Source organism: Pseudomonas sp. HP_01 (assembly GCF_055284355.1).
The window spans coordinates 76,531-100,178 of the sequence record NZ_JBTOPV010000011.1 but is presented as its reverse complement, the minus strand read 5'-3'; the positions used below and the strand labels follow the sequence as shown (position 1 = coordinate 100,178).

26 protein-coding genes are annotated in these 23,648 nt (G+C 59.6%); 19 read left to right on the top strand and 7 right to left on the bottom strand.

Going from position 1 to position 23,648, the window contains the following annotated elements:
- Positions 1–9 precede the first annotated feature (9 nt).
- Positions 10–279 (bottom strand): hypothetical protein, encoded by a 270-nt coding sequence (locus ACYAR8_RS08665; RefSeq protein ID WP_463579656.1) that lies wholly within the window; start codon positions 277–279, stop codon positions 10–12.
- 83 nt (positions 280–362) lie between these two features.
- Entirely contained in the window at positions 363–587 is a 225-nt protein-coding gene (locus ACYAR8_RS08660) for a DUF6555 family protein (protein WP_074887330.1), read from the bottom strand.
- 478 nt (positions 588–1,065) lie between these two features.
- Between ACYAR8_RS08660 and ACYAR8_RS08655 the strand changes: the two genes are divergently transcribed.
- Entirely contained in the window at positions 1,066–1,395 is a 330-nt protein-coding gene (locus tag ACYAR8_RS08655; RefSeq protein WP_463579655.1) for a hypothetical protein, read from the top strand.
- 91 nt (positions 1,396–1,486) lie between these two features.
- Here the strand turns inward: ACYAR8_RS08655 and ACYAR8_RS08650 are convergent, their stop codons facing one another.
- Positions 1,487–2,563, bottom strand: coding sequence for a sunset domain-containing protein (locus ACYAR8_RS08650; RefSeq protein ID WP_463579654.1), 1,077 nt, complete (start codon positions 2,561–2,563; stop codon positions 1,487–1,489).
- 44 nt (positions 2,564–2,607) lie between these two features.
- Entirely contained in the window at positions 2,608–2,808 is a 201-nt protein-coding gene (locus ACYAR8_RS08645) for a DUF1654 domain-containing protein (RefSeq protein ID WP_074887522.1), read from the bottom strand.
- Positions 2,809–3,076: 268 nt separating this feature from the next.
- On the opposite strand from ACYAR8_RS08645, the gene ACYAR8_RS08640 reads away from it, so the two are divergent.
- Positions 3,077–3,301 (top strand): YgdI/YgdR family lipoprotein, encoded by a 225-nt coding sequence (locus ACYAR8_RS08640; protein WP_463579653.1) that lies wholly within the window; start codon positions 3,077–3,079, stop codon positions 3,299–3,301.
- Between the two features lie 139 nt (positions 3,302–3,440).
- A complete protein-coding gene (locus ACYAR8_RS08635) occupies positions 3,441–6,059 on the top strand; it encodes a PAS domain-containing protein (protein ID WP_463579652.1) in 2,619 nt (872 codons plus the stop codon).
- 68 nt (positions 6,060–6,127) lie between these two features.
- Here ACYAR8_RS08635 and ACYAR8_RS08630 read toward each other — a convergent pair whose 3' ends face one another.
- Positions 6,128–6,799, bottom strand: coding sequence for a lipopolysaccharide kinase InaA family protein (locus ACYAR8_RS08630; RefSeq protein WP_108120144.1), 672 nt, complete (start codon positions 6,797–6,799; stop codon positions 6,128–6,130).
- A gap of 373 nt (positions 6,800–7,172) precedes the next feature.
- Between ACYAR8_RS08630 and ACYAR8_RS08625 the strand changes: the two genes are divergently transcribed.
- The 10 genes from ACYAR8_RS08625 (at position 7,173) to ACYAR8_RS08580 (ending at position 15,705) form a co-directional block, all read left to right on the top strand.
- Positions 7,173–7,436: a DUF1652 domain-containing protein gene (locus tag ACYAR8_RS08625; protein ID WP_463579651.1), complete on the top strand. Its 264-nt coding sequence runs from the start codon at positions 7,173–7,175 to the stop codon at positions 7,434–7,436.
- A 266-nt stretch (positions 7,437–7,702) separates the two neighbouring features.
- Entirely contained in the window at positions 7,703–8,662 is a 960-nt protein-coding gene (locus ACYAR8_RS08620) for a sugar ABC transporter substrate-binding protein (RefSeq protein ID WP_074887351.1), read from the top strand.
- A 91-nt stretch (positions 8,663–8,753) separates the two neighbouring features.
- The gene (locus tag ACYAR8_RS08615) at positions 8,754–10,304 is read left to right on the top strand and encodes a sugar ABC transporter ATP-binding protein (protein WP_108120148.1); all 1,551 of its coding nucleotides are present in this window, start codon (positions 8,754–8,756) and stop codon (positions 10,302–10,304) included.
- Positions 10,304–11,299, top strand: a complete 996-nt coding sequence (locus tag ACYAR8_RS08610) for an ABC transporter permease (protein ID WP_463579650.1) — start codon at positions 10,304–10,306, stop codon at positions 11,297–11,299. The genes ACYAR8_RS08615 and ACYAR8_RS08610 overlap by 1 nt, the downstream gene beginning before the upstream one ends.
- Position 11,300: 1 nt before the next feature.
- The gene (locus ACYAR8_RS08605) at positions 11,301–12,323 is read left to right on the top strand and encodes a LacI family DNA-binding transcriptional regulator (RefSeq protein ID WP_463579649.1); all 1,023 of its coding nucleotides are present in this window, start codon (positions 11,301–11,303) and stop codon (positions 12,321–12,323) included.
- Positions 12,324–12,382: 59 nt separating this feature from the next.
- On the top strand, positions 12,383–13,321 hold the full coding sequence (rbsK, locus tag ACYAR8_RS08600) for a ribokinase (protein WP_463579648.1): 939 nt from the start codon (positions 12,383–12,385) through the stop codon (positions 13,319–13,321).
- Positions 13,318–13,722: a D-ribose pyranase gene (rbsD, locus tag ACYAR8_RS08595; protein ID WP_463579647.1), complete on the top strand. Its 405-nt coding sequence runs from the start codon at positions 13,318–13,320 to the stop codon at positions 13,720–13,722. Before rbsK ends, rbsD begins: the two co-directional genes overlap by 4 nt.
- A gap of 42 nt (positions 13,723–13,764) precedes the next feature.
- Positions 13,765–14,793, top strand: a complete 1,029-nt coding sequence (locus ACYAR8_RS08590; protein ID WP_463579646.1) for a nucleoside hydrolase — start codon at positions 13,765–13,767, stop codon at positions 14,791–14,793.
- Positions 14,794–14,854: 61 nt separating this feature from the next.
- On the top strand, positions 14,855–15,160 hold the full coding sequence (locus ACYAR8_RS08585) for a hypothetical protein (RefSeq protein ID WP_463579645.1): 306 nt from the start codon (positions 14,855–14,857) through the stop codon (positions 15,158–15,160).
- A gap of 206 nt (positions 15,161–15,366) precedes the next feature.
- Positions 15,367–15,705, top strand: a complete 339-nt coding sequence (locus ACYAR8_RS08580) for an I78 family peptidase inhibitor (protein ID WP_074887374.1) — start codon at positions 15,367–15,369, stop codon at positions 15,703–15,705.
- 71 nt (positions 15,706–15,776) lie between these two features.
- Here the strand turns inward: ACYAR8_RS08580 and ACYAR8_RS08575 are convergent, their stop codons facing one another.
- Positions 15,777–15,989: a cold-shock protein gene (locus tag ACYAR8_RS08575; protein WP_065991529.1), complete on the bottom strand. Its 213-nt coding sequence runs from the start codon at positions 15,987–15,989 to the stop codon at positions 15,777–15,779.
- Positions 15,990–16,286: 297 nt separating this feature from the next.
- Positions 16,287–16,601, bottom strand: a complete 315-nt coding sequence (locus ACYAR8_RS08570) for a hypothetical protein (RefSeq protein WP_074887376.1) — start codon at positions 16,599–16,601, stop codon at positions 16,287–16,289.
- Between the two features lie 399 nt (positions 16,602–17,000).
- Here ACYAR8_RS08570 and thrS point away from each other — a divergent pair, with 399 nt between their 5' ends.
- The 6 genes from thrS to pheT all read left to right on the top strand — a co-directional run bounded on the left by thrS (position 17,001) and on the right by pheT (position 23,646).
- The gene (thrS, locus tag ACYAR8_RS08565; RefSeq protein ID WP_074887381.1) at positions 17,001–18,923 is read left to right on the top strand and encodes a threonine--tRNA ligase; all 1,923 of its coding nucleotides are present in this window, start codon (positions 17,001–17,003) and stop codon (positions 18,921–18,923) included.
- Positions 18,923–19,474 carry a translation initiation factor IF-3 gene (gene infC / locus ACYAR8_RS08560; protein WP_172613086.1) on the top strand — a complete coding sequence of 184 codons (552 nt, stop codon included), beginning with the start codon at positions 18,923–18,925 and terminating at the stop codon, positions 19,472–19,474. Before thrS ends, infC begins: the two co-directional genes overlap by 1 nt.
- 60 nt (positions 19,475–19,534) lie before the next feature.
- The gene (gene rpmI, locus ACYAR8_RS08555) at positions 19,535–19,729 is read left to right on the top strand and encodes a 50S ribosomal protein L35 (protein ID WP_003442181.1); all 195 of its coding nucleotides are present in this window, start codon (positions 19,535–19,537) and stop codon (positions 19,727–19,729) included.
- A gap of 28 nt (positions 19,730–19,757) precedes the next feature.
- Positions 19,758–20,114 (top strand): 50S ribosomal protein L20, encoded by a 357-nt coding sequence (gene rplT / locus ACYAR8_RS08550; protein ID WP_007905879.1) that lies wholly within the window; start codon positions 19,758–19,760, stop codon positions 20,112–20,114.
- A 104-nt stretch (positions 20,115–20,218) separates the two neighbouring features.
- Positions 20,219–21,235, top strand: coding sequence for a phenylalanine--tRNA ligase subunit alpha (pheS, locus tag ACYAR8_RS08545; protein WP_065991532.1), 1,017 nt, complete (start codon positions 20,219–20,221; stop codon positions 21,233–21,235).
- Positions 21,236–21,267: 32 nt separating this feature from the next.
- Positions 21,268–23,646 (top strand): phenylalanine--tRNA ligase subunit beta, encoded by a 2,379-nt coding sequence (gene pheT / locus ACYAR8_RS08540; protein WP_463579644.1) that lies wholly within the window; start codon positions 21,268–21,270, stop codon positions 23,644–23,646.
- Positions 23,647–23,648: the final 2 nt, after the last annotated feature.

Genomic DNA, 23,648 nt, shown 5'->3' with positions numbered 1-23,648 from the left:
CGTGAATCTCTAGTCCCTGGACTGCTCGGTCTCCAGCTGCTTGGCTGCCTCGACACCGGAAGAACTGAGTTTGATGGGGTACTTCAAAGACCGATCCCCGGCACTGGAATGGTGGACGCAACCGTCGTGAATCAAGCCCGCCGTCTGCAACTGCTCAAGGGTGTCGGCGACTGCGTTCTCCCCTCGGTAGTTGTCCAGAACTTCTTTGCCCAGGCCTGCCGGGTGGGCATGCAGCAACCGGGTCAGGACTTCCTGTTTCAATGCGTTGTCGATGGTCATGTTTACCTCGCTTTGCTGGTGTAATGAGCGCTGCTTGTAAATTCCGACCACGTGAATTCAGGTTCGTTTGCAGTTTTCCTCGATCAGGTGCGTTTCCATTGCACCTGCGTGACGCCCAGCCCTTCAGCGTACAAAAGCGCGCGTTTCACGGGACCGGCGCAAATGTGGCCCTCGACCCCGCCTACCCCTGCGTGCAAGGTCGCAAAATGGAGCGCGTCACTCTCGCATAGATGGTTGCCCTGATGATTGAAGTGCCGCGGCTCACCTTGAAACCGGTAATGAATTTCAAAATCCTTATAGTCATTCATTGTCTTGGCCTGTATGGGCGTACGGTGACGCCGGGTGAATGAGGGCTTCCTTCATGCGCCAGACAGCCTGCATGTCGACTGCATCGACAGTGCTGTCACTTCATTTCGAGATCGATACAGGCTGATCAACTCTCAATGGGCCTCGGATCGTAATGCATCTCCACCTGAGACTGGCCATCCGCAATCGGCTTGCGAGGCGACCGACCGACGCAGAATTGCACACCTTCATGAGCGTTTAATATCCCTCGCCGATAGGCGGCCATGTGCCATATCGATATGGATATTCACTATGCATCCAGACGCATTGAATGCAACACGATGAGGTTTTCGAGGGGGAGCTGCGGATCGAACCAGCCCAGGAAGGGGACCGTTGAAGGGGGCGGAAAAGTTTTGCGCGAAAAAGGCAAATTGATGGCCCGCGGCGGCTGCCTTTTCTGGAAAAATCCTTTTTTATCAATTGATTCCGGGATGAACGTGTATGCGCAGTGTGGGCTTGGCCGTGGTGGCGGCTTTTCTGGCAGCGGTGTCCGTTACCGCGCACGCCAAGGACCTCAGCAAGAATGACCTGCAGGTCTGCAAATGGGGAGCAGGGGTCGCGGGGGCGGCGCAGCAATCCAAGCTCTCTGGCACCACCCTTTACAGCGCGCGCAAAAAACTGCAGAGCCGTAGGTTCGCCAAACCGTGGATGAGCAAGATGGCGCTGGGAATCACCGAGCAGACCTACAAGAGCCCATCCAAGCTGAAGCCCGCCGCTGTGAAGCAGACCTACTACGAGGGCTGCATCCAGCACGATCTGGCGCGTAAGTGACCCCGGAGGTCATTCGGCTTTAACCAGCCCCTCCGCACCTGCCACTGTGTGGCAGGCGCGTTGAGTGGGGATCAGCGTGCGCCGCAGCGGATCAGCGGCAATTGCCCGCCAAGTGGTAATGCTGCGCTTCGGCCGCCGCCGGGCTGTTGAACTCAACGCGGTTTTTCTCGGCGATCGCGTTATAAGAAGGGCAGTCCGGACGATGGTAAATCATGGTCTTTTTGTTCCCGCGTATGGCGAGCGCCAGGTTGGCCGGTGTGCCGCCGACACTTGCCGCGGGCTTCATCGGATTGCGCGCGGTGGGCCGGGCTTGGGCCGTTACCGCGGACGCGCTGGCCGCGCCATTGCCACCGCTTAAATTGGCACTGAGGAAAATCGGCGCGTGGTCGGACACGCTGTCACGGCCTTTGGCATGTGTCAGCCCCAGGAATTTCGGGTAATCGAACACTTCGACCTTGTTGACCCGGATCGCCGATTGCTTGCTGATGAAGATGTTGTCATAGAGGTTGGCGAATTTGCCGTCCTTGGTTGACAGCGTGCTGGCGCCGTCAAGCACCAGCGGCCTGGCGCTGGTGTCGAGCTTGTCCCACGCGGGCGAGTTGGGCGGGGTGTTGAAGTCGCCCATCAACATGATCTGGTTGTTGCCGGCGTAGGTTTCCTGCAGCCAGGTCCAGTAATTGGACAGCGCGACGATTTCCGAAGCCCGGTCTGCCTGGTTCTTGCCGTACAGGATGTGCACGGTGGCCACGACAAAAGTCTTGCCGTCCTTGAGCGAGCGGAACTGTGCGGAGTAGGGCTCGCGTTCAAAGGTGTCGCTGCGGTCCAGGTAGCTCACGGCCCCGTCTTCGTAGGCGACAGCATCATCCCGCCAGACGAACCCATACATTTCCTTGTAGGAAGAGCGGCCCACGGCATGGGATGCCATGGAACTCCAGTGCTTGCCGGTCTGCCGGGTCAGCTCTTTGGCCAGCGCCTCAAGCGCATCTTCGCTCATCAATTCCTGAACCGCGAGAAAATCGACCTTCTGGGCGACCTTGGCGATGCCCTGAAAGTCTTTGTTCGGACGCACGCTCAGGTGCTCCAGGTTCCAGGTGCCAATGTTGACGTCAGCGGACGCGTTTTGCAGGAAAGTAAAAGCCAAAAGCAGGGCGACACAAAATCTGAGCATGTTATCCAACTGGGTAGTTCATCGAGGTGGGTTCGGGTTGCAGGTCAATCTTCCTTGGGCACCGTCCAGAAAATCTGCACGCCGCCGTCGTCTCGCCAGGCCAGGGTCACGTTGTCGTTTTCGTCGATCTCTTCCAGCAACTGTTTCCAGTCGTCCTCGAGTTCGTCCGCCAGCCGGAAAATCAGCGCCGCGCGGGCTTTCTGCGCACTCTGTGAGTTGATGATCTTCTGGACCCGCACGGCCATGCGCTCGTAGTGCCCGGGCGATGCTGCGGTTGATACGTTGGTGTCAGACACGAAGTGACCCTCCTGTTCGCTGTATGCGCATACAGTATTTGAGTGTCGGACGTTTCGCAACAGCGGATCGGACAAAAACCTCCTCTGATCCAACTCGCTGATTTTTCTGATGAATATTCGGGTTGCGAACCAAACTCGATCACGCTGATCTGATCTGCTAGATGACGATTGAGCGTTCAGGCGCACGACGCCTGGGCCACACAAACCAGGAGGCTTTATGAAGATTCAATCATTGCTGATGCCGGTCGCGTTCGCCTGCTGTGCAGCGCTGGCGGGCTGCTCCACGTCGACCGTGGTCACCCTGCAGAACGGGACCCAGTACGTGACCAAGGATGCGCCGAAAACCAAAGGAAAAGATGGCTTCTATGAGTTCGAAGACATCTCCGGGAAAACCATTCGCGTACGCGCTGACGAGGTCGCGACCGTCAAAGAAGAGGATTGAGCCACGGCAGGGCCCGGTTGAAGCAGTCACCGGGCCCGTCTGTATTGCAAACTCGTCCCGATCTGATTGGAACGTCTTCGCATTACCGTCGCTCTAAGCGAGGCAATCTGCTCACGATACTTCCTGTCAGGCCCTAATTATGGATACCCCACCCAACACCGGGTTCAGCGCAGCACCCCTGCGTTTCCTTGCCAACGGCGGTGCGGTCGGTGATCTGCTTCAGTCCCCATTGATCGATGGGTCGCCCCTCGGCGCGCCCTCCGAGTGGCCGGACACTCTGAAAACCCTGATGGGCACAATTCTTCCCGTGCAGGCCCAGATCGTGCTCTTCTGGGGGCCCGAATTTGTGGCGCTGTACAACGACGCCTATGCGCCGAGCATCGGCGAGAAACACCCCCGCGCCCTCGGCCGGCCCGCCCTCGAGAATTGGCGCGAGCTCTGGGACGACCTCGAGCCGCTGCTGCGCGGCGTGCGCGAAACCGGGCAAACCTTTGCTGCCAAGGACCGTGCCTTTTATATCGAACGCCACGGCTACGGTGAAACCGTTTACTTTGACGTTTCCTATTCGGCGGTTTACCAGCCCGATGGGGCTGTTGGCGGCGTGCTCTGCGTTGTCACTGAAACCACCGAGCGTGTGCATTTCGAGCGTTGTCAGGCGCTGCTGCTTGAGCTGGGCCAGGCCTTTCCCTCCAATCGCGACCCCGAGCAGATCGAAGCGGGCGTCATCCGGCGTGTCGGTCGCGAACTGGGCGCCGCCCGTGTCCATCTTGCGGAAGCAGACGACGAGAAGGGCGATTTTTTCATTCGCCGTGAATATCGCCAGGGTGACGTGGTGGCCCGATCAGGGCTGATCTGCATCAGCGATGACACCTGCGCTGCGTTGCGCCAGGGCGTCACTGTGCAAGCGACGGCAAAAGCCGATTCCGTTCCTGTTGACCTTCACGCCGTTGCACCTCAGTCGGACGGCTCAGTGAGTCTGTCTGTGCATGTCCCACTGATGCGCCATGACACACTGGCCGGCGTGTTCACCGTTGAGTTCGAAGGGCAGAGGGTCTGTAGCCCCCACGACATCCACATCATTGAAGAAGCCGCCAAGCTGGGCTGGCAATGGATCAATCACACCCGGGCTGAATCGGCACTGCATGCCAGTTCCGCGCAATTGGCCGGGATGTTCGACCAGGCTGGCGCCGGGATTGCGCTGTGCGATCACCGAGGCGTGTTTCAGCAGGTTAATGATCGCTACTGCGACATCATGGGGCTGCAGCGCCGAGCGATCGCCGGTCGTTCGATTCTCCAATTGCAAAACGACCTGGCTGCCGACGCGCAGCCTATGTTTTACGAGAATTTCCTGACCGCCGAGGCGCCCTTCGAACTGACCCAGCACCACGTGCGCGCAAACGGTTCGGTCGTCTGGGTGCAGACCCACGTCACGCCTCTGCTTGATGGGCAGCAGCAACTGAGCGGGTTGCTGTTTGTGTGCGTGGACATCTCCGCCCGAGTCGGCGCTGAACATCAGTTGATCGAGCTCAACGAAAGCCTCGAACAGCGCGTCGCCACCATGGTGGCCGAGCGCGAGGCGGCCATTTCGCTGCTGCACGAGTCGCGCAAGATCGAGATGGTCGGGCAGTTGGGCGGCGGCATCGCCCATGACTTCAACAACCTGCTGACGCCGATCATGACGTCTCTGGAATTGCTGCGGCGCCAGCCGGTCAGCAACGACCGCTCCCATCGGCTTATCGACGCCGCGCTGCAGGCGGCGGATCGCGCGCGAATTCTGGTGGGCCGTTTGCTGACCTTTGCCCGCCGGCAGACGCTCAAGCCTCAGGTCGTGGCGCTGCACAGTCTGGTCAACGACATGCGTGACCTCATTCAGCGTTCGCTGGGCCCGACCATCGAAGTGATTGTCGAGATTCCTGCAGACCTGCCAAACATCCTCATTGATCCCCATCAGCTCGAGCTGGGCGTGCTCAATCTCGCGGTAAACGCCCGTGATGCGATTGCCGAACGTGGTTACCTGAAAATCAGCGCCCGCCCTGAAGTGGTTGCCGACAGCCCGGGGCTGGGCCCGGCGCCGTCGCAGGGTAGCTACGTCAGGCTGACGGTGTCGGATAACGGCAGCGGTATGAGCGAAGAGGTGCTGCAACGCTGTGTTGAGCCGTTCTACTCAACCAAGGGCGTCGGCAAGGGCACCGGTCTTGGACTGTCGATGATGCAGGGCTTGGCCCTGCAATCGGGCGGCGGTTTTGATATTCAGTCGACGCCGGGCCTCGGCACGCGCGTTGACATCTGGCTGCCGGTGTCCAGCGCCGATGTGTTGAAAGTGGCAGAAGGCGATGGCGACTCGGCGCTCGGCGCGGATCACCCATTTCACGTACTGGTGGTCGACGACGAGGAACTGGTCCGCTACACCGTTGCGCTGCAATTGCGTGACTTGGGCTACCGGGTGACCGAGGCAGCGTCGCCGTCCGCTGCCGAGCAAATGGTCGGCGCCGGGTTGCGGCCGGACGTGCTTATCACCGATCAACTAATGGCAGAAAAGAGCGGCACCCAGCTCGCCCTGAGTCTGCGCGAAGTGCTGCCTGCGCTGCCGGTCCTGGTCGTGACAGGCTATACCAGCGAGTCGTCGACGCAGATTGCCGGCTTCGAGGTGCTGGCCAAGCCCTTCAGCCGCGCTGATATTGCATCCAAAGTGGCGCAGGTGATCAGCGGCCCGGCAGTGCCGGCATTGATCAGCGAGCAGGCCGGTCAAGCCTCTTGACCGGCCAAGCCCCTCACGCCCGGTCTTGCCTGGTGTGAAGGGCGCTCTGACTACCGTAGCAGCTTCGCTTAAAAGGCTCGGCCGATGGCCTGCTCGTAGCACGACAGGAAGTACTGCCACTGGGACTCGTCCCAGAAAGAGTGCCTTCTGAGCTGAGGAATGTCGTGACGCGCAGCGCCCATGGTGGTGATCCGCCCGTGGGATTTTTCCAGATCCAGCAGCGCCAGCTCGAAATCAAACCGGGTGTCGGTGACCGTCGCCTTGATGAAGATGTGCTTGGAGCGCATGCAACCATGCTGCCACTTGCCCAGGTGCATCTTCGCCAGCGTTTCAGCGAGACGCTTGAAAAGACGCTGATGCTGCTCGACGCTCAAGGTGCTGGCGCCGCCCTGGGCGTACCAGGTATCGAGGTCGATGAAACCGCCCAGATCCTTCGTCACCAGAACGCCTTGCCATACACCCGCGACCTTGCGTGCGCCGTAAAACACAGGTCGTGGCGCGTTGACGCCCAGCTCCTCAAGTTTTGTCAGCGCGATGCCCTCACGCAGCGCAGTCGGGCGGCCAGTGGGATAACGCAAGCTGCGGAACAGATGGCCGGTCTGGCGTTTGACGTAAAGCGTCTTGCCATCGTGCACCACGCGTTGCACACCGCTGGTGCCGTTGCGGCGCACATTCGGCGGCTCGACCCAAGGCCCTGAAGTGCCCCACCAGAACTCAAACTCGTTGTTCGCCCGACCCATCATGTGCTCCAAATACGGTAGAAATCTTGCTTGTGCAGCGACTGCCATTTTGCAGCGCGAGCCCCTCAGGCCGTGGCGTGCGTGATTAGTTCACTGCCTCTAAAGGATATTGGCTAATGGCCATTTTCGATGGCGCCCAGCTTACTGACTTGTCGGACCGATGACTTCGTCAAACCCGCGCCATTTACGCCATCCAGCAGGTCGTATGTGCAGCGCCGGCCTGATTGAGGCCTAACCCTTAGTCTCTCTGAATCATCCATGGGCTCAGACTTCTTGATCTGAATCATGTCCGTTCGTCCCATTCTTGAGAAACTCTTGGAATTGCTGCTCCCGTGGGATATCCACAGTGCATAACCAAATAAGGAAATTTGCCATGATGTCCACACTTGAACTCTGCCATATCGTCGAATCAGGTTTTCTCCCCGCCAGGTGCAAATGCACCATCGATGCCAAGGATCAAATAATGGTGCAGATATTTGATCGCGAAAGGGGCCACGCCGATTTGCTCGCTGCGGGCATTCCGGTCAGTTCTCTCAATTCCAGTCGCGCCATTGCCAATTTGATTGCCAAGTTGAAAGACGAGCTCAAGCTGCACGCTGCCCGCCGCCGCTCAACCGCTTATCAGGAACGCGCGTAATTCATCAGCAACCTTCATAGCAGCAGCTGCAGGATTCATCTTTCCTTTCTATCCTCCGATTCAGGGTGCAGGCCATCAGCGCTGCAAGGGCGATCGGAGGAGCAGGGCGAGCCCCCGCCCGTACCCTCATTGCTTGATTTGCCCAGTTGACAAAAGTCGAAACGATTCCCATAGTTTCGCTCACGCAAACGTTTGCGATTCCGTCGATTCCGCCCCTGACGCGTAAACGCTGCCGATAACAACAATCATAATATCGGAGTGATTCCATGAAGCTGCCATTCGCTGCACGCCTTCTTGCTGTTGCCATGCTCACCGCTTCCGCTGTAACCCTGCCTCTCTCATCCGCCTTTGCCGACGACGCGAAAAAACCGACCGTCGCGCTGGTGATGAAATCCCTGGCCAATGAATTCTTCCTGACCATGGAAGACGGCGCCAAGGACTATCAAAAACTGCATTCCGCTGATTTTGACCTGATCTCCAACGGCATCAAGAACGAGTCCGACACGGCCGCGCAGATCGACATCGTCAATCAGATGATCGTCAAGAAAGTCGACGCGCTGGTCATTGCCCCTGCGGACTCCAAAGCGCTGGCGTCGGTCCTGAAGAAGGCCATGGACGCGGGCATCAAAGTCGTCAATATCGACAACCAGCTCGACGCCGACGTGCTGAAAAGCAAAGGCATGGAAGTACCTTTCGTAGGCCCGAACAACCGCAAGGGCGCCAAGCTGGTGGGCGACTACCTGGCCAAGCAACTGACTGCGGGTGATGAAGTCGGCATCATCGAAGGCGTACCGACCACCACCAACGCGCAGCAACGCACCGCTGGCTTCAAGGACGCGATGGACGCTGCGCAGATGAAGATTGTTTCCACGCAGTCGGGTAACTGGGAAATTGACAAGGGCAATGCGGTCGCATCCGCCATGCTCAACGAGTACCCGAACCTGAAAGCGCTGCTGGCCGGTAACGACAGCATGGCGCTGGGCGCTGTTTCGGCCGTGCGTGCGGCAGGCAAGGCGGGCAAGGTCCAGGTCGTCGGCTACGACAACATCAATGCCATCAAGCCGATGCTGAAGGACGGCCGCATTCTGGCCACCGCTGACCAGTTCGCCGCGCGTCAGGCTGTGTTCGGTATCGACACCGCTCTGAAAATGGTCAAGGGCGACAAGCTCGAGATCACCAACGGCGTGATCGAAACCCCGGTCGAGCTGGTGACCAAGCCGCAATAAGCCGGCCTGGAATTTCACTCAGCACCTTCCAAACCCGCAGTTTTCCAAATATGTACCGCCTGCCCGTGAGGGCAGGCGCGTGGAGATCGTTATGTCAGCGTCTGCTCAGGCCGCTGTTCTATCTGTCAGTGGTATTGGCAAAACCTACGCCCAACCCGTACTCGGTGACATCGACCTGACGCTGATGCGCGGGGAAGTGCTGGCCTTGACCGGGGAAAACGGCGCCGGCAAAAGCACCCTGTCGAAAATCATCGGCGGCCTGGTCACACCGACCACCGGCCAGATGCAATTCCAGGGGCAACCCTACCAGCCTGCCAGTCGCACCCAGGCCGAAAAACTCGGCGTGCGCATGGTCATGCAAGAACTCAATCTGCTGCCGACGCTGTCGGTTGCGGAAAACCTGTTTCTCGATAACCTGCCCAGCCGCGCCGGTTTCATCAATCGCCGCAAGCTGCGCGAAGATGCGATCAAGGCCATGGCTCAGGTCGGCCTCGAGGCCATCGACCCCGACACGCTGGTCAGCGAACTGGGCATCGGCCATCAGCAGATGGTCGAAATCGCCCGCAACCTGATCGGCGACTGCCACGTGCTGATTCTTGACGAGCCCACGGCGATGTTGACGGCGCGCGAGGTGGAAATGCTCTTCGAGCAGATCACTCGCCTGCAGGACCGTGGCGTTTCCATCATTTACATCTCCCACCGCCTTGAAGAGCTGGCCCGCGTTGCGCAGCGCATCGCTGTGCTGCGAGACGGCAAGCTGGTCTGCGTGGACTTCATGGCCAATTACAACAGCGAGCAACTGGTCACGCTGATGGTCGGCCGCGAACTGGGCGAGCAGATCGATCTGGGCGAGCGCAAGATCGGCGCGGTGGCGCTGTCGGTCAAAGGCTTGAATCGCTCCGACAAGGTCCGCGACGTTTCCTTTGATGTCCGGGCCGGCGAAATCTTCGGCATTTCCGGTCTGATCGGTGCCGGGCGTACCGAGTTGCTGCGGCTGATTTACGGCGCGGACGTGGCCGACAGCGGCAGCATCGAAGTGGGCAGTCCGCTGCGCAGCGTGCAGATCAAATCGCCGGTGGACGCCGTGGGGCATGGCATCGCCTTGATCACCGAAGATCGAAAGGGCGAAGGCCTGCTGCTGTCGCAATCGATCAGCGCCAACATCGCGCTGGGCAACATGGAAGCCATTTCCAGTGCCGGCGTGGTCAATGGCAATTCGGAGATCGCTTTGGCCCAGCGCCAGGTAGGCGCCATGCGCATTCGCAGTTCCAGCCCGACTCAATTGGTGTCGGAACTGTCCGGCGGCAATCAGCAGAAGGTGGTGATCGGCCGCTGGCTGGAGCGCGATTGCCAAGTGATGTTATTCGACGAGCCCACGCGCGGCATCGATGTCGGCGCCAAGTTCGACATCTACGCGCTGCTGGGTGAACTGACCCGTCAGGGCAGGGCGCTGGTGGTGGTTTCCAGTGATCTGCGCGAGTTGATGCTGATCTGCGACCGCATCGGCGTGCTGTCTGCCGGGCGCTTGATCGACACCTTCGAGCGCGACACCTGGACCCAGGACGAACTGCTTGCCGCTGCCTTCGCGGGCTATCAAAAACGTGACGCGCTGCTGTCTGAAGCCGCGCCCAGGATCGACTGATGAAAACTTCTACTACTCCTGCCTCGCTGCCGTCTCCGGGCAAGCGCAGCGGCAACTACTTCGGCCTGGGCACTTACCTGGGGCTGGCAGGCGCCTTGCTGGCGATGATCGTGCTGTTCTCGTTGCTCAGCGATCATTTCCTCTCGTACGAAACCTTCAGCACCCTGGCCAACCAGATTCCCGACCTGATGGTGCTGGCGGTCGGCATGACGTTCATCCTGATCATCGGCGGCATCGACCTGTCGGTCGGTTCGGTGCTGGCGCTGGCGGCGTCGGCGGTCAGTGTGGCCATGCTCGGCTGGGGCTGGGGCGTGTTTCCGTCGGCGTTGCTGGGCATCGCCTGCGCAACGGCGGCGGGCACGCTGACCGGCTCGATCACCGTGGCGTGGCGCATTCCCTCGTTCATCGTCTCCCTTGGCGTGCTGGAAATGGCGCGCGGCGTGGCGTACCAGATGACTGACTCGCGCACCGCGTACATCGGCGACTCCTTCGCGTGGCTGTCCAATCCCTTTGCGTTCGGTATCTCACCGTCGTTCGTCATTGCGCTGATCGTCATCTTCGCCGCCCAGGCCGTGCTGACGCGCACCGTGTTCGGTCGCTACCTCATCGGCATCGGCACCAACGAGGAAGCCGTGCGCCTGGCGGGCATCAACCCCAAGCCTTACAAGATCCTCGTGTTCTCGCTGATGGGCCTGCTGGCGGGCGTTGCTGCGCTGTTCCAGATTTCACGTCTGGAAGCCGCTGACCCCAACGCCGGTTCCGGCCTGGAGCTGCAAGTGATTGCGGCGGTGGTCATCGGCGGCACCAGCCTGATGGGTGGACGCGGTTCGGTGATCAGCACCTTCTTCGGCGTACTGATCATTTCCGTACTGGCGGCAGGGCTGGCGCAGATTGGCGCGACCGAGCCAACCAAACGCATCATTACCGGCGCCGTGATCGTCGTCGCCGTGGTGCTCGATACCTACCGCAGCAATCGCGCGCGGCGGCGCGGCTGACATGGCAACCATCAAGGATGTAGCGGCGATTGCCGGGATTTCCTACACCACGGTGTCACACGTCCTTAACCGCACCCGACCGGTCAGCGAAGCAGTACGCAAGAAGGTCGAGGCCGCCATCGTGCAGCTGGACTACGTGCCCAGCGCCGTTGCACGGTCGCTGAAGGCCAAGGCCACAGCGACGATCGGCCTGTTGATTCCCAATGGCATCAACCCGTACTTCGCCGAACTGGCTCGGGGCATCGAGGATTACTGCGAGCGTAACGGCTTCTGCGTGATCCTCTGCAATTCCGATGACAATCCCGAAAAGCAGCGCAGCTACCTGCGCGTGCTCCTGGAAAAACGCGTTGACGGCCTGATCGTGTCGTCGGTGGGCGGCGGTGACAGCCTCGTCGAAGGCTTGTCCGCAGTGCGCACGCCGATGGTCATCGTCGACCGCGACCTGGACGGCGTAACGGCTGATCTGGTGCGCATCGACCATGAGCTGGGCGGGTATCTGGCGACCTCGCATCTCTTGTCCCTGGGCCACCGGCACATCGCCTGTATTTGCGGCCCGGCGCAGACCAGCGTGGCGAAGATGCGTCTGGCGGGGTATCACCGCGCCATGCAGGAAGCCTCGATCAACGTGCCGGAAGACTGGGTGGTGGAAAGCGATTTCACCGGCCCCAGTGGCTATCTCGCGGCGGTAAAACTGCTGGAGCACCATCCGCCAACGGCGATTTTCGCGGCCAACGACATGGTCGGCATCGGCGTGTTGCGCGCTGCTGCCGAACGTAACGTGCGGGTGCCAGCCGATCTTTCGGTGATTGGCTTCGACGACATCCAGATGAGCCAATATGTCTACCCGGCCCTGACCACCGTCGGCCAATCCATTCTGCAACTGGGCGAGCGCGCTGCCGAAGCGCTGCTGCGGCGGATCTCTTCGCGGGGCGAACCCCCTGTCGAACACCTGATCGTTGCACCGAGCATTGTGCTGCGCGAATCCACCGCGCCTCCACCCCGGGCATTCACCCAGCTTCGTTGAGCCGGGCGCTTTGCCCGGTCTAAAACAGTGTTCTGAAAGCGTTCTGAAGAGTAGACGTCATGCAAGCAAAAGTAGTGATAGTGGGCAGCCTGAACATGGACCTGGTAACGCGTGCGCCGCGTTTGCCGCGAGCCGGAGAAACCCTGGCGGGGCAGTCGTTCGTCACTGTACCGGGCGGCAAGGGCGCCAATCAGGCCGTAGCGGCGGCGCGACTGGGCGCCAGTGTCGCCATGGTCGGCTGTGTCGGCGATGACGCCTATGGCGAGCAGCTTCGCTCCGCGCTGCTGGCCGAAGGCATCGATTGTCAGGCAGTGACCCGCGTTGGCGGAGAGTCCACCGGCGTCGCCTTGATCGTCGTCGATGACAGCAGCCAGAATGCAATTGTCATCGTGGCCGGCGGCAATGGCCACGTCACCGCCTCCGTGGTGGACAGCTTCGACGCCTTGCTGTCCCAGGCTGAAGTCATCATCTGCCAGCTCGAGGTGCCGCTCGACACTGTTGGCCATGTGCTCAAGCGCGGCCATGAACTGGGCAAGACCGTGATCCTCAACCCGGCGCCGGCCAGTGGCCCGCTGCCAGCTGAATGGTTCGCCTGGATTGATTACCTGATTCCCAATGAAAGCGAGGCAACCGCCTTGACCGGTATTCCGGTAGACAGCACCGCCAGCGCAGACGCTGCCGCCTCGGCATTGCTCGCGGCTGGTGTGAGTAAAGTCATCGTCACGCTGGGCGAGCAGGGCGCCTTGTTTGCCAGCAAAACGCGTTCCGAGCACTTCCCGGCGCCGAAGGTCCAGCCTGTTGACACCACGGCAGCGGGCGATACCTTCGTCGGCGGTTTTGCAGCGGCTCTGGCCGACGGCAAGTCCGAATCTGAAGCCATTCGCTTCGGCCAGGTCGCAGCGGCACTGTCCGTGACCCGCTCCGGCGCGCAGCCTTCCATTCCTACGTTCGCCGAGGTTCAGGCCTTTGCTGCACCCGCACAGGGCCATCAATCATGAAAAAAACACCCTTGCTCAACATCGCCTTGTCCCGCGCCATCGCATCTCTGGGCCATGGCGACATTCTGATGATCGTCGATGCGGGCATGCCCGTTCCGGCCGGCGTCGAACTGATCGACCTGGCACTCACACACGGAGTGCCCGACTTCCTCAGCGTGCTGAACGTGGTGCTGACCGAGATGCAGGTCGAGAGTCATGTCCTGGCCGAAGAGATGCTGTCGAAACAGCCTCCAGCCCTGGCTGCAGTCTCGGCCTTGCATGTGTCGGGCGGGCTGGGCGAGCAGCGCCTGGTGAGTCATGACGCGCTGAAACACCTCAGCCGTGGCGCTCGGGCTATCATTCGCACCGGCGAATGCCAGCCATACACCAACATCGCGTTGGTGGCGGGCGTGGTTTTTTAACGTCGGTTCTTTATTTTCAGCAGTCAGGAACAAGGAGTTCCCATGAATACAACCCGTCATTTTTTCACCGGACTGATCAGGAGTGCCGCGCTGTTGGCCATTTTATCCGCCACGTCGGTGCATGCCGCCGAGAAGCGCGACGTGATCATCGATACCGACCCGGGCGCCGACGACGTTGTCGCGTTGCTGCTGGCGCTGGCGTCACCGCAAGAACTGAATGTCATGGCAATCACCACCGTGGCGGGCAACGTGCGCATCGACAAGACCTCGCGTAACGCACGGTTGGCACGGGAGTGGGCTGGTCGCGAAGAGGTGCCGGTTTACGCCGGTGCAGGCCGCCCGCTGGTGCGCACGCCGATCTACGCCGAGAACATCCATGGCAAGGAAGGCCTTCCCGGCGTAGAAGTGCACGAGCCGAAAAAGCCATTGGCTGAAGGCAATGCCGTGCAATATCTGGTCGACACCTTGCGGAAGGCGGCGCCCCACAGCATCACCATCGCCATGCTCGGCCCGCAGACCAATCTGGCGCTGGCGCTGATTCAAGCGCCGGACATCACCCAGGGGATCAAGGAGGTGGTGGTCATGGGCGGCGCCCACTTCAACGGCGGCAACATCACCCCCGTGGCCGAGTTCAATATCTACGCCGATCCCGATGCGGCGAAGGTCGTGCTGGCCAGCGGTGTGAAGCTGACCTACGTGCCGCTGGATGTCACCCATAAGATCCTCACCAGCGAAGCGCGCATCAAGCAGATCGATGGCCTGAACAATCAGGCGGGCAAACTGGTCAGCGGTATCCTCAACGAGTACGTCAAGGCTGACATGGTCCATTACGGCCTGCCCGGCGGGCCGGTACATGATGCGAGCGTAATTGCCTGGCTGATCAAGCCGGAGCTGTTCAGCGGCAGGCAGGTCAATCTGGTGATCGACAACCGTGAAGGCGTCACCCACGGTCAGACCATTGCCGACTGGTACGACACCCTCGCTCAGAACAAAAATGTGTTCTGGGTCGAAAACGGCGATGCTCAGGGCTTTTTTGATCTGCTGACCCAGCGCTTGGCCCTTTTGAAGTAAATCAGAAAGCTGCGCCGCGCGGCATCCCGTCGCGCGGTGCACAGTAACGAGAGTGCAAACCGTGTCTATCGATCTCAATAATCCCGATTCCTTCACCCACGACGCGGTCCGGCAAATGATCGCGGCTGCACGGGATGGCGTTCACAACCAGCTGCGCGTCGGTCGCGACGGCCGCGCGTGGATCTCCAGCGACGTGGTGGGCGGCGTGGACATCGGCGGGCTGCTGTTTCGCCTGGAAACCTGGGCTGCGGGGTCAGGGTGCGTCGGGCCGGTTGCGGCCAGCGACGCGGTCTGGGTGACGCAGATCTACAATGCCCTTCGCGACAACTGGGCCGACCCCTCCACGGATTACGTCGACGTCTATTGAGTCGCGCTCGTCCTGTGCAGCGCGTCCTGCGGGCACCGCTTTAACGTTTTGTCACGATTGATTGCGCCCGGCAGACGATGCCTGGGGCAGACTCCTGCGCTGCCTGCGACGGGGCGCGCTTGCGTGGCCTGGCCCGGGCTTGGCGAAACGAAGCCGCTCGACCGCTGTCGCAGAGGTTCAGCTTTGGAAAAACGTTAGGAGGTTGTATGCCCTGGAAATATGCATCATCGGGTCTGGTGCTCGCCGCAGCGCTGCTGGCCGGTTGCAGCAGCATGTCGCAGTCTTCGAGTCAGCCTGAGGAGGGCGTCGCCAGTTCCCCGGCCAGCTCCGTCGACGGCTACGCCCGCTGTGATGCAGCAGCGGTGCAGTTCGCCGTTGGCAAGCCGGCGTCAGCCGCATTGCTGGATCAGGCCAAGGTCAAGGCCGGCGCACAGACGGCCAGGGTGCTCGGTCCCCATGACATGGTCACGCTGGAATACCGCTCGGATCGTCTGAATCTGAACACCGATGATTCGGGGAAGGTAAACCGCGTCAATTGCGGGTAACGTCACCGCAAGATGAAATCGCAGGCATAAAAAAACCCCGTCAGTGACGGGGTTTTTTCAGATCGCTGGGATTACTCCGCGCGAACCTGAGCAGCTTGCATGCCCTTTTGGCCTTTCTCAGCCACGAAGGAAACAGTCTGGCCTTCTTTCAAGCTTTTGAAACCGTCGGATTCAATGGCTTTGAAATGTACAAAAAGGTCGTCGCCGCCACCCTGTGGGGTGATGAAGCCGAAGCCTTTTTCATCGTTGAACCATTTTACGGTGCCGGATTGGCGATTAGACATGGTGTATCTCCAGGAACATAATTTTCAGTAGTGCTGTGTTGCTCAGGCCAACTGGGCACACGAGCGCTATCATAGTCGAATTGTGTGAATGCTGGACTTTTTCAATTAGAACTTTGCGTCAGCATCTTCGATATAACGCTCCAAATGGGCCTTTCAGGCCTGTTCAGCCCCGTTGGCGCGTTTGGCAGCGAACCTTCTCATCAGCCCTGAAACCCGCTGAATTCGCGGGCTTCAGGGTCGTAGCCGCTACCTGTTTATTTACGCACCGGTCGGGCGCATCAAGGAAATGTAAATTTTTTATTTTTTGCCGTTCAGGCAGTTTTTGCTGACTGCAGCCTGCAGGCGAGAGGTCATATCGGTACTGGGAGGCGTCGTTTTGTCATTCAGCGACGCGATCTCCTTATCCGAGAAATTCTGATTGATCTGCTGAGCGCCGCACTCGCAATGCGCTTTGACGGCGCTTGCGTCCATCGATGGATTGCTCTGGGCGGCTGCAGTGGTGCATTCGTTCATGTAGCTGGTCTTGGTCTTCGCATCCATCGCGGCATGAGCGCTGAGGGGCAGGGTCAGGGCCAGCGGGGCGAGGAGGGCGGCAACGCGTAGAAGCTTCATGGTGGATTCCTTTATGTCGGTTTTGTCGTTGGGCCGTCGAGGTTTCCGGCCTTGAACATGTACTACCGATAATCTGAGGCCTTCGACGCGCACCAGTTCCGTGGACCTCGCCACGTGCGGCTCGGTCGCCGTAAGGCACAAGCCACCTTCTACCGTTTAGCTGACCCCGCCGTAACCCTGTGATAGCATGCGCGCCTGCAGATTAGCTCGCATCTGGCGGGGCCCCGTTGCCCTGCTGCAAGTTCTGTCGATTTCGTAAGTTCCAGTCACTCTGGTTCGGTCTTCAGGTTGGCCTTCGGGCTCCTGCCACTGTGAGGCAGGCATACCACCGAATCGCGTACTGGCTCTATCCCACCCACGTGACCTTTGGTAGGGGTCACCACTAGGAGAGGAGGCGCCATGCCAACTATTACTCTTCCCGACGGCAGTCAACGTTCTTTCGATCACCCGGTATCCGTTGCCGAGGTCGCAGCTTCCATTGGTGCAGGCCTGGCCAAAGCCACCGTGGCCGGCAAGGTCAACGGTCAACTGGTTGATGCCAGCGACATCATCGATACCGATGCGAGCCTGCAAATCATCACCCCCAAGGATCAGGAAGGCCTGGAGATCATTCGGCACTCCTGCGCGCACCTGGTCGGCCATGCCGTCAAGCAGCTGTATCCGACTGCAAAGATGGTGATCGGCCCGGTCATCGATGATGGCTTCTATTACGACATCGCCTACGAGCGTCCTTTTACGCCGGACGACATGGCGGCGATCGAGCAGCGCATGCAGCAGCTCATCGAGAAGGATTACGACGTCATCAAGAAGGTCACGCCGCGCGCGGAAGTGATCGAGGTGTTCACGTCCCGTGGCGAAGACTACAAGCTGCGTCTGGTCGAAGACATGCCGAACGAGCAGGCCATGGGCCTGTATTACCATGAAGAATACGTCGACATGTGCCGCGGTCCGCACGTGCCGAACACGCGTTTTCTGAAATCATTCAAGCTGACCAAGTTGTCTGGCGCCTACTGGCGCGGCGATGCCAAGAACGAGCAGCTGCAGCGCGTTTACGGCACGGCGTGGGCCGACAAGAAGCAGCTGGCTGCTTACATCCAGCGCATCGAAGAAGCCGAGAAACGCGATCACCGCAAGATCGGCAAGCGTCTGGGCCTGTTCCATACCCAGGAAGAAGCGCCGGGGATGGTCTTCTGGCACCCGAACGGCTGGACGCTCTACCAGGTTCTCGAGCAGTACATGCGTAAGACTCAGCGCGAGAACGGCTACCTGGAGATCAAGACGCCTCAGGTCGTCGACCGCTCCCTGTGGGAGAAGTCCGGCCACTGGGCCAACTACGCCGAGAACATGTTCACCACCGAGTCGGAAAACCGCGACTACGCCATCAAGCCGATGAACTGCCCGTGCCACGTACAGGTGTTCAATCAGGGCCTGAAAAGCTACCGCGAGTTACCACTGCGTCTGGCCGAATTCGGCGCTTGCCACCGTAACGAACCTTCGGGCGCGCTGCACGGCATCATGCGCGTGCGGGCGTTCACCCAGGACGACGCGCACATCTTCTGCACCGAAGAGCAAATGCAGGCTGAATCCGCCGCGTTCATCAAGCTGACCATGGCTGTCTACGCCGATTTCGGTTTCAAAGACATCGAAATGAAGCTGTCGACCCGTCCTGAGAAGCGCGTCGGTTCCGATGAATTGTGGGATCGCGCCGAGTCGGCACTGGCTGCAGCCCTTGACAGCGCTGGTCTGCCGTACGATTTGCAACCGGGCGAGGGCGCGTTCTACGGTCCGAAGATCGAATTTTCTCTCAAGGATTGCTTGGGTCGCGTCTGGCAATGCGGTACTCTGCAGCTCGATTTCAACCTGCCGATCCGTCTGGGCGCCGAATTCGTGTCGGAAGACAACGGTCGCAAGCACCCGGTCATGTTGCACCGCGCAATCCTTGGCTCCTTCGAGCGCTTCATCGGAATCCTGATCGAGCACTACGAAGGCGCCTTCCCGGCGTGGCTTGCTCCAACTCAAGCAGTGATCATGAATATCACTGATAAACAGGCTGATTTTGCCCTTGAGGTGGAAAAAACATTGGCGCAAAGCGGATTCCGTGCCAAGTCCGACTTGAGAAATGAAAAGATCGGCTTTAAAATCCGCGAGCATACGTTGCTCAAAATTCCGTATCTCCTGGTGATTGGGGATCGGGAGGTTGAAACACAAACTGTCGCTGTGCGTACACGTGAAGGCGCAGACCTTGGCTCGATGCCGGTCGCCCAGTTCTCGGAGTTCCTTGCACAAGCGGTTTCCCGGCGTGGTCGCCAAGATTCGGAGTAATTATTATTAAGCGTGAAATGAGACAAGATAAACGAGCTGCACCGAAAGCCCCGATCAACGAGAATATCTCGGCACGTGAGGTTCGTTTAATTGGGGCTGAGGGTGAGCAGCTTGGGATTGTGTCAATTGAAGACGCGCTTCTTAAGGCTGAAGAGGCCAAGCTGGATCTGGTGGAAATTTCCGCCGATGCAGTACCCCCTGTTTGCAAACTGATGGACTACGGCAAATCGATCTTCGAGAAGAAGAAACAGGTTGCTGCCGCCAAGAAGAATCAGAAGCAGATCCAGGTTAAAGAAATCAAGTTTCGTCCAGGGACGGAGGAAGGGGATTACCAGGTAAAACTACGCAACCTGGTACGTTTCCTGAGTGACGGGGACAGGGCCAAGATTTCCTTGAGATTTCGCGGTCGTGAGATGGCCCACCAGGAGCTGGGGATGGAGCTGTTGAAGCGGGTTGAAGCTGACCTGCTCGAATACGGCTCGGTCGAACAGCATCCTAAGATGGAAGGACGCCAGCTGATCATGGTCATCGCCCCGAAAAAGAAGAAATAACCACCAGGGCACGGCAGGCCTTGCGGTTATGTTTATCAACTGAATGCGGAGTATCCGAACATGCCAAAGATGAAGACTAAAAGTGGTGCAGCTAAGCGGTTTTTGAAAACCGCGAATGGCATCAAGCACAAGCACGCTTTCAAGAGCCACATCCTGACCAAAATGTCGACAAAGCGTAAGCGTCAATTGCGTGGAAGCAGCTTGCTGCATCCGTCCGACGTGGCAAAAGTCAAGCGCATGCTGCGCCTTTGCTAATTTTGATCAAGAACAGAGGAATTAACTCATGGCTCGTGTAAAGCGTGGCGTCATTGCCCGTAAGCGTCACAAAAAAATTCTGAAACTTGCTAAAGGCTACTACGGCGCGCGTTCACGCGTATTCCGTGTTGCCAAGCAAGCGGTAATCAAGGCTGGCCAATACGCCTACCGTGACCGTCGTCAGAAAAAACGTCAGTTCCGCGCTCTGTGGATCGCTCGTATCAACGCTGGTGCGCGTATCAACGGTCTGTCCTACAGCCGTTTCATCGCTGGCCTGAAAAAAGCGTCGATCGAGATCGACCGCAAGGTTCTGGCTGATCTGGCAGTGAATGAAAAAGCGGCGTTTGCTGCGATTGTCGAGAAAGCTAAAGCCACTTTGGCCTAAGTCCCCGGCAATCACCGGACCCCGCTCGGGGTTCGGTGTTAAACGTCATAAATAGGGGAAGAGCCTTGTAAGCTCTTCCCCTATTTTGTATCTGGAGTCTGTACATGGAAAACCTGGACGCGCTGGTCTCTCAAGCACTTGAGGCCGTGCAAAGCGCCGAAGATATCAATGCCCTGGAGCAAATCCGGGTTCTGTACCTTGGCAAGAAGGGCGAATTGACTCAGGTGATGAAGACCCTGGGAAATCTGCCGGCTGATGAGCGTCCAAAAGTCGGCGCGCTGATCAACGAAGCCAAGGAGCGTGTCACAGAGGTTCTCAATGCGCGCAAGGCGTCGTTCGAGGAGGCTGATCTCGCGGCCAAGCTCGCGGCCGAATCCATTGACGTGACCCTGCCGGGCCGTGGCCAGACCACTGGCGGTCTGCATCCGGTTACCCGCACTCTGGAACGAATCGAGCAATTCTTCACCCACATCGGCTACGGCATTGCCGAAGGCCCTGAGGTCGAAGACGATTATCACAACTTCGAAGCGCTCAACATCCCAGGCCACCACCCGGCCCGGTCGATGCACGACACCTTCTATTTCAATGCGAACATGCTGCTGCGCACCCATACCTCGCCGGTTCAGGTCCGCACCATGGAATCGCAGAAGCCTCCGATCCGCATCGTCTGCCCGGGCCGTGTGTATCGCAGTGACTCCGATATCACCCATTCCCCGATGTTCCATCAGGTCGAAGGTCTGCTGGTCGACCGCGATATCAACTTCGCCGACCTGAAAGGCACCATCGAGGAATTCCTGCGCGTGTTCTTTGAAAAAGAGCTGGCAGTGCGTTTCCGTCCCTCGTATTTCCCGTTTACCGAGCCTTCGGCCGAAGTCGACATGGAATGCGTGATGTGCAGCGGCAAAGGTTGCCGTGTCTGCAAGCAAACCGGCTGGCTAGAAGTCATGGGCTGCGGCATGGTGCACCCGAACGTGCTGCGCATGTCAGGCATCGATCCGGAAGAATTCCAGGGCTTCGCCTTCGGCATGGGCGTGGAGCGTCTGGCGATGCTGCGCTATGGCGTCAACGACTTGCGCCTGTTCTTCGACAACGACTTGCGGTTCCTCGCGCAATTTCGCTAGGTCGCCCGTAACGAATTCTTTAGGAGAGCAGGATGAAATTCAGTGAACAATGGCTGCGCGGCTGGGTTAGCCCGCAGGTGTCCCGCGACGAGCTGGTTGCTCGTCTGTCGATGGCCGGCCTTGAAGTAGACAGCGTCACGCCGGCAGCGGGCGTTTTCAGCGGTGTTGTGGTGGGCGAAGTGCTGAGCACCGAGCAGCACCCGGACGCTGACAAGCTGCGCGTTTGCCAGGTCAGCAACGGTGCCGAGACTTTTCAGGTTGTGTGTGGCGCGCCAAACGTGCGTCCCGGTCTGAAGATTCCGTTTGCCATGATCGGCGCCGCATTGCCGGGCGATTTCAAGATCAAGAAAGCCAAGCTGCGTGGCGTCGAGTCCAACGGCATGCTGTGCTCTCAGGCCGAGCTGCAGGTGGGCGAGGGCAACGACGGCTTGATGGAGCTGCCGGCCGACGCGCCGGTTGGCCAGGATGTACGCGTCTATCTGGAACTGGACGACGCGAGCATCGAAGTCGACCTGACGCCCAACCGTGGCGACTGCCTGTCGGTCGCGGGTCTGGCCCGTGAAGTGGGTGCGCTCTATGACGCAGTCGTCACGCGTCCACAGATTGCAGTGGTTCCGGCCGTGCACGATGAAGTGCGGCCCGTTGACTTGATCGCGTCTGCGGCATGCCCACGTTATCTGGGTCGCGTCATCCGCAATGTCGACCTGTCGCGCCCTACGCCGCTGTGGATGGTAGAGCGGCTGCGTCGCTCGGACGTCCGCAGCATCGACGCCGCAGTCGACATCACCAACTACGTGATGCTTGAGCTGGGTCAGCCGCTGCATGCGTTTGACCTTGCCGAAATCAATGGCGGTATCCGCGTGCGCATGGCAGAAGAGGGCGAGAAGCTCGTGCTTCTGGATGGACAGGAAGTCAGCCTGCGCGCTGATACCCTGGTCATCGCCGACCACCAGCGTGCTTTGGCCATCGCCGGTGTCATGGGTGGCGAGCACAGCGGCGTGTCCGCGACGACCCGCGACATCTTCATCGAAAGCGCCTTTTTTGATCAGATTGCCGTTGCCGGCAAGGCGCGTTCGTATGGTCTGCACACCGACGCGTCCCATCGCTATGAGCGCGGCGTTGACTGGCAGCTGGCCCGCGAAGCCATGGAGCGTGCCACTGGCCTGCTTCTGGAGATCACGGGCGGTGAAGCCGGCCCGGTCATCGAGACCGTCAGCGATCAGCACCTGCCTTCGGTTGAGCCGATCATTCTGCGTGCCGAGCGTATCGAGCAAATGCTGGGCATGAAGATGGACGCCGCGGAAATCGAGCGCCTGCTGACCGCGCTTGGTCTGACCGTCGCGCCTCACGCCAGCGAGCAATGGCGCGTCGAAGTGCCAAGTCATCGCTTTGATATCACCCTCGAAGTCGATCTGATCGAGGAACTGGCCCGCCTTCACGGTTACAACCGTTTGCCGGTTCGTTACCCGCAGGCGCGTCTCGCCCCGCAACCGCGTGCCGAAGCCCAGAGTGATCTGCCGGCCTTGCGTCGTCTGCTGGTGGCGCGCGGTTATCAGGAAGCAATTACTTACAGCTTCATCGATCAGAAATGGTTCGAGCTGTTCAGCCCGGGTGTTGAGCCGCTGCTGCTGGCCAATCCGATCTCGGCTGATATGTCGGCGATGCGTTCGTCCCTATGGCCGGGTCTGGTGAAGTCGCTGCAGCACAACCTCAATCGCCAGCAGGATCGCGTGCGCTTGTTCGAGAGCGGGCTGCGTTTCGTCGGCCAACTGGAAGGTCTGAAGCAAGAACCGATGCTGGCCGGTGTGATCTGCGGCAGCCGTCTGCCCGAAGGCTGGGCGCAGGGCCGCGATGTCGTCGACTTCTTCGACGTCAAGGCTGACGTCGAGGCAGTACTGGGCTTCGCCGGTGCGCAGGATGATTTCCGTTTCGTACCCGGAAGCCATCCCGCATTGCACCCGGGCCAGACCGCGCGTATCGAGCGCGACGGCCGTGAAGTCGGCTACATCGGCGCGCTGCACCCGGAACTGTCGAAGACCCTGGGCCTTGATCGTCCGGTATTCGTTTTCGAACTGGTTCTGGCTGAAGTTGCGACAGGCCGCCTGCCGAAATTCCATGAGCTTTCACGCTTCCCGGAAGTGCGTCGCGACCTGGCGCTGCTGGCCGATCGTGATGTTTGCGCGACCGCCGTGCTGGACGTAATTCGTGAGAATGCAGGGGAATGGCTCACAGACCTCAGGCTGTTTGATGTTTACCAGGGTAAAGGCATTGATCCGCTTAGAAAAAGCCTTGCAGTCGGCTTGACCTGGCAACATCCATCGCGCACTCTTACCGACGATGAGGTAAACGCTTCGACGCAGCAAATTCTCACCTCGCTAGAGGCAAGGTTAAACGCCACGTTAAGGATGTAGCG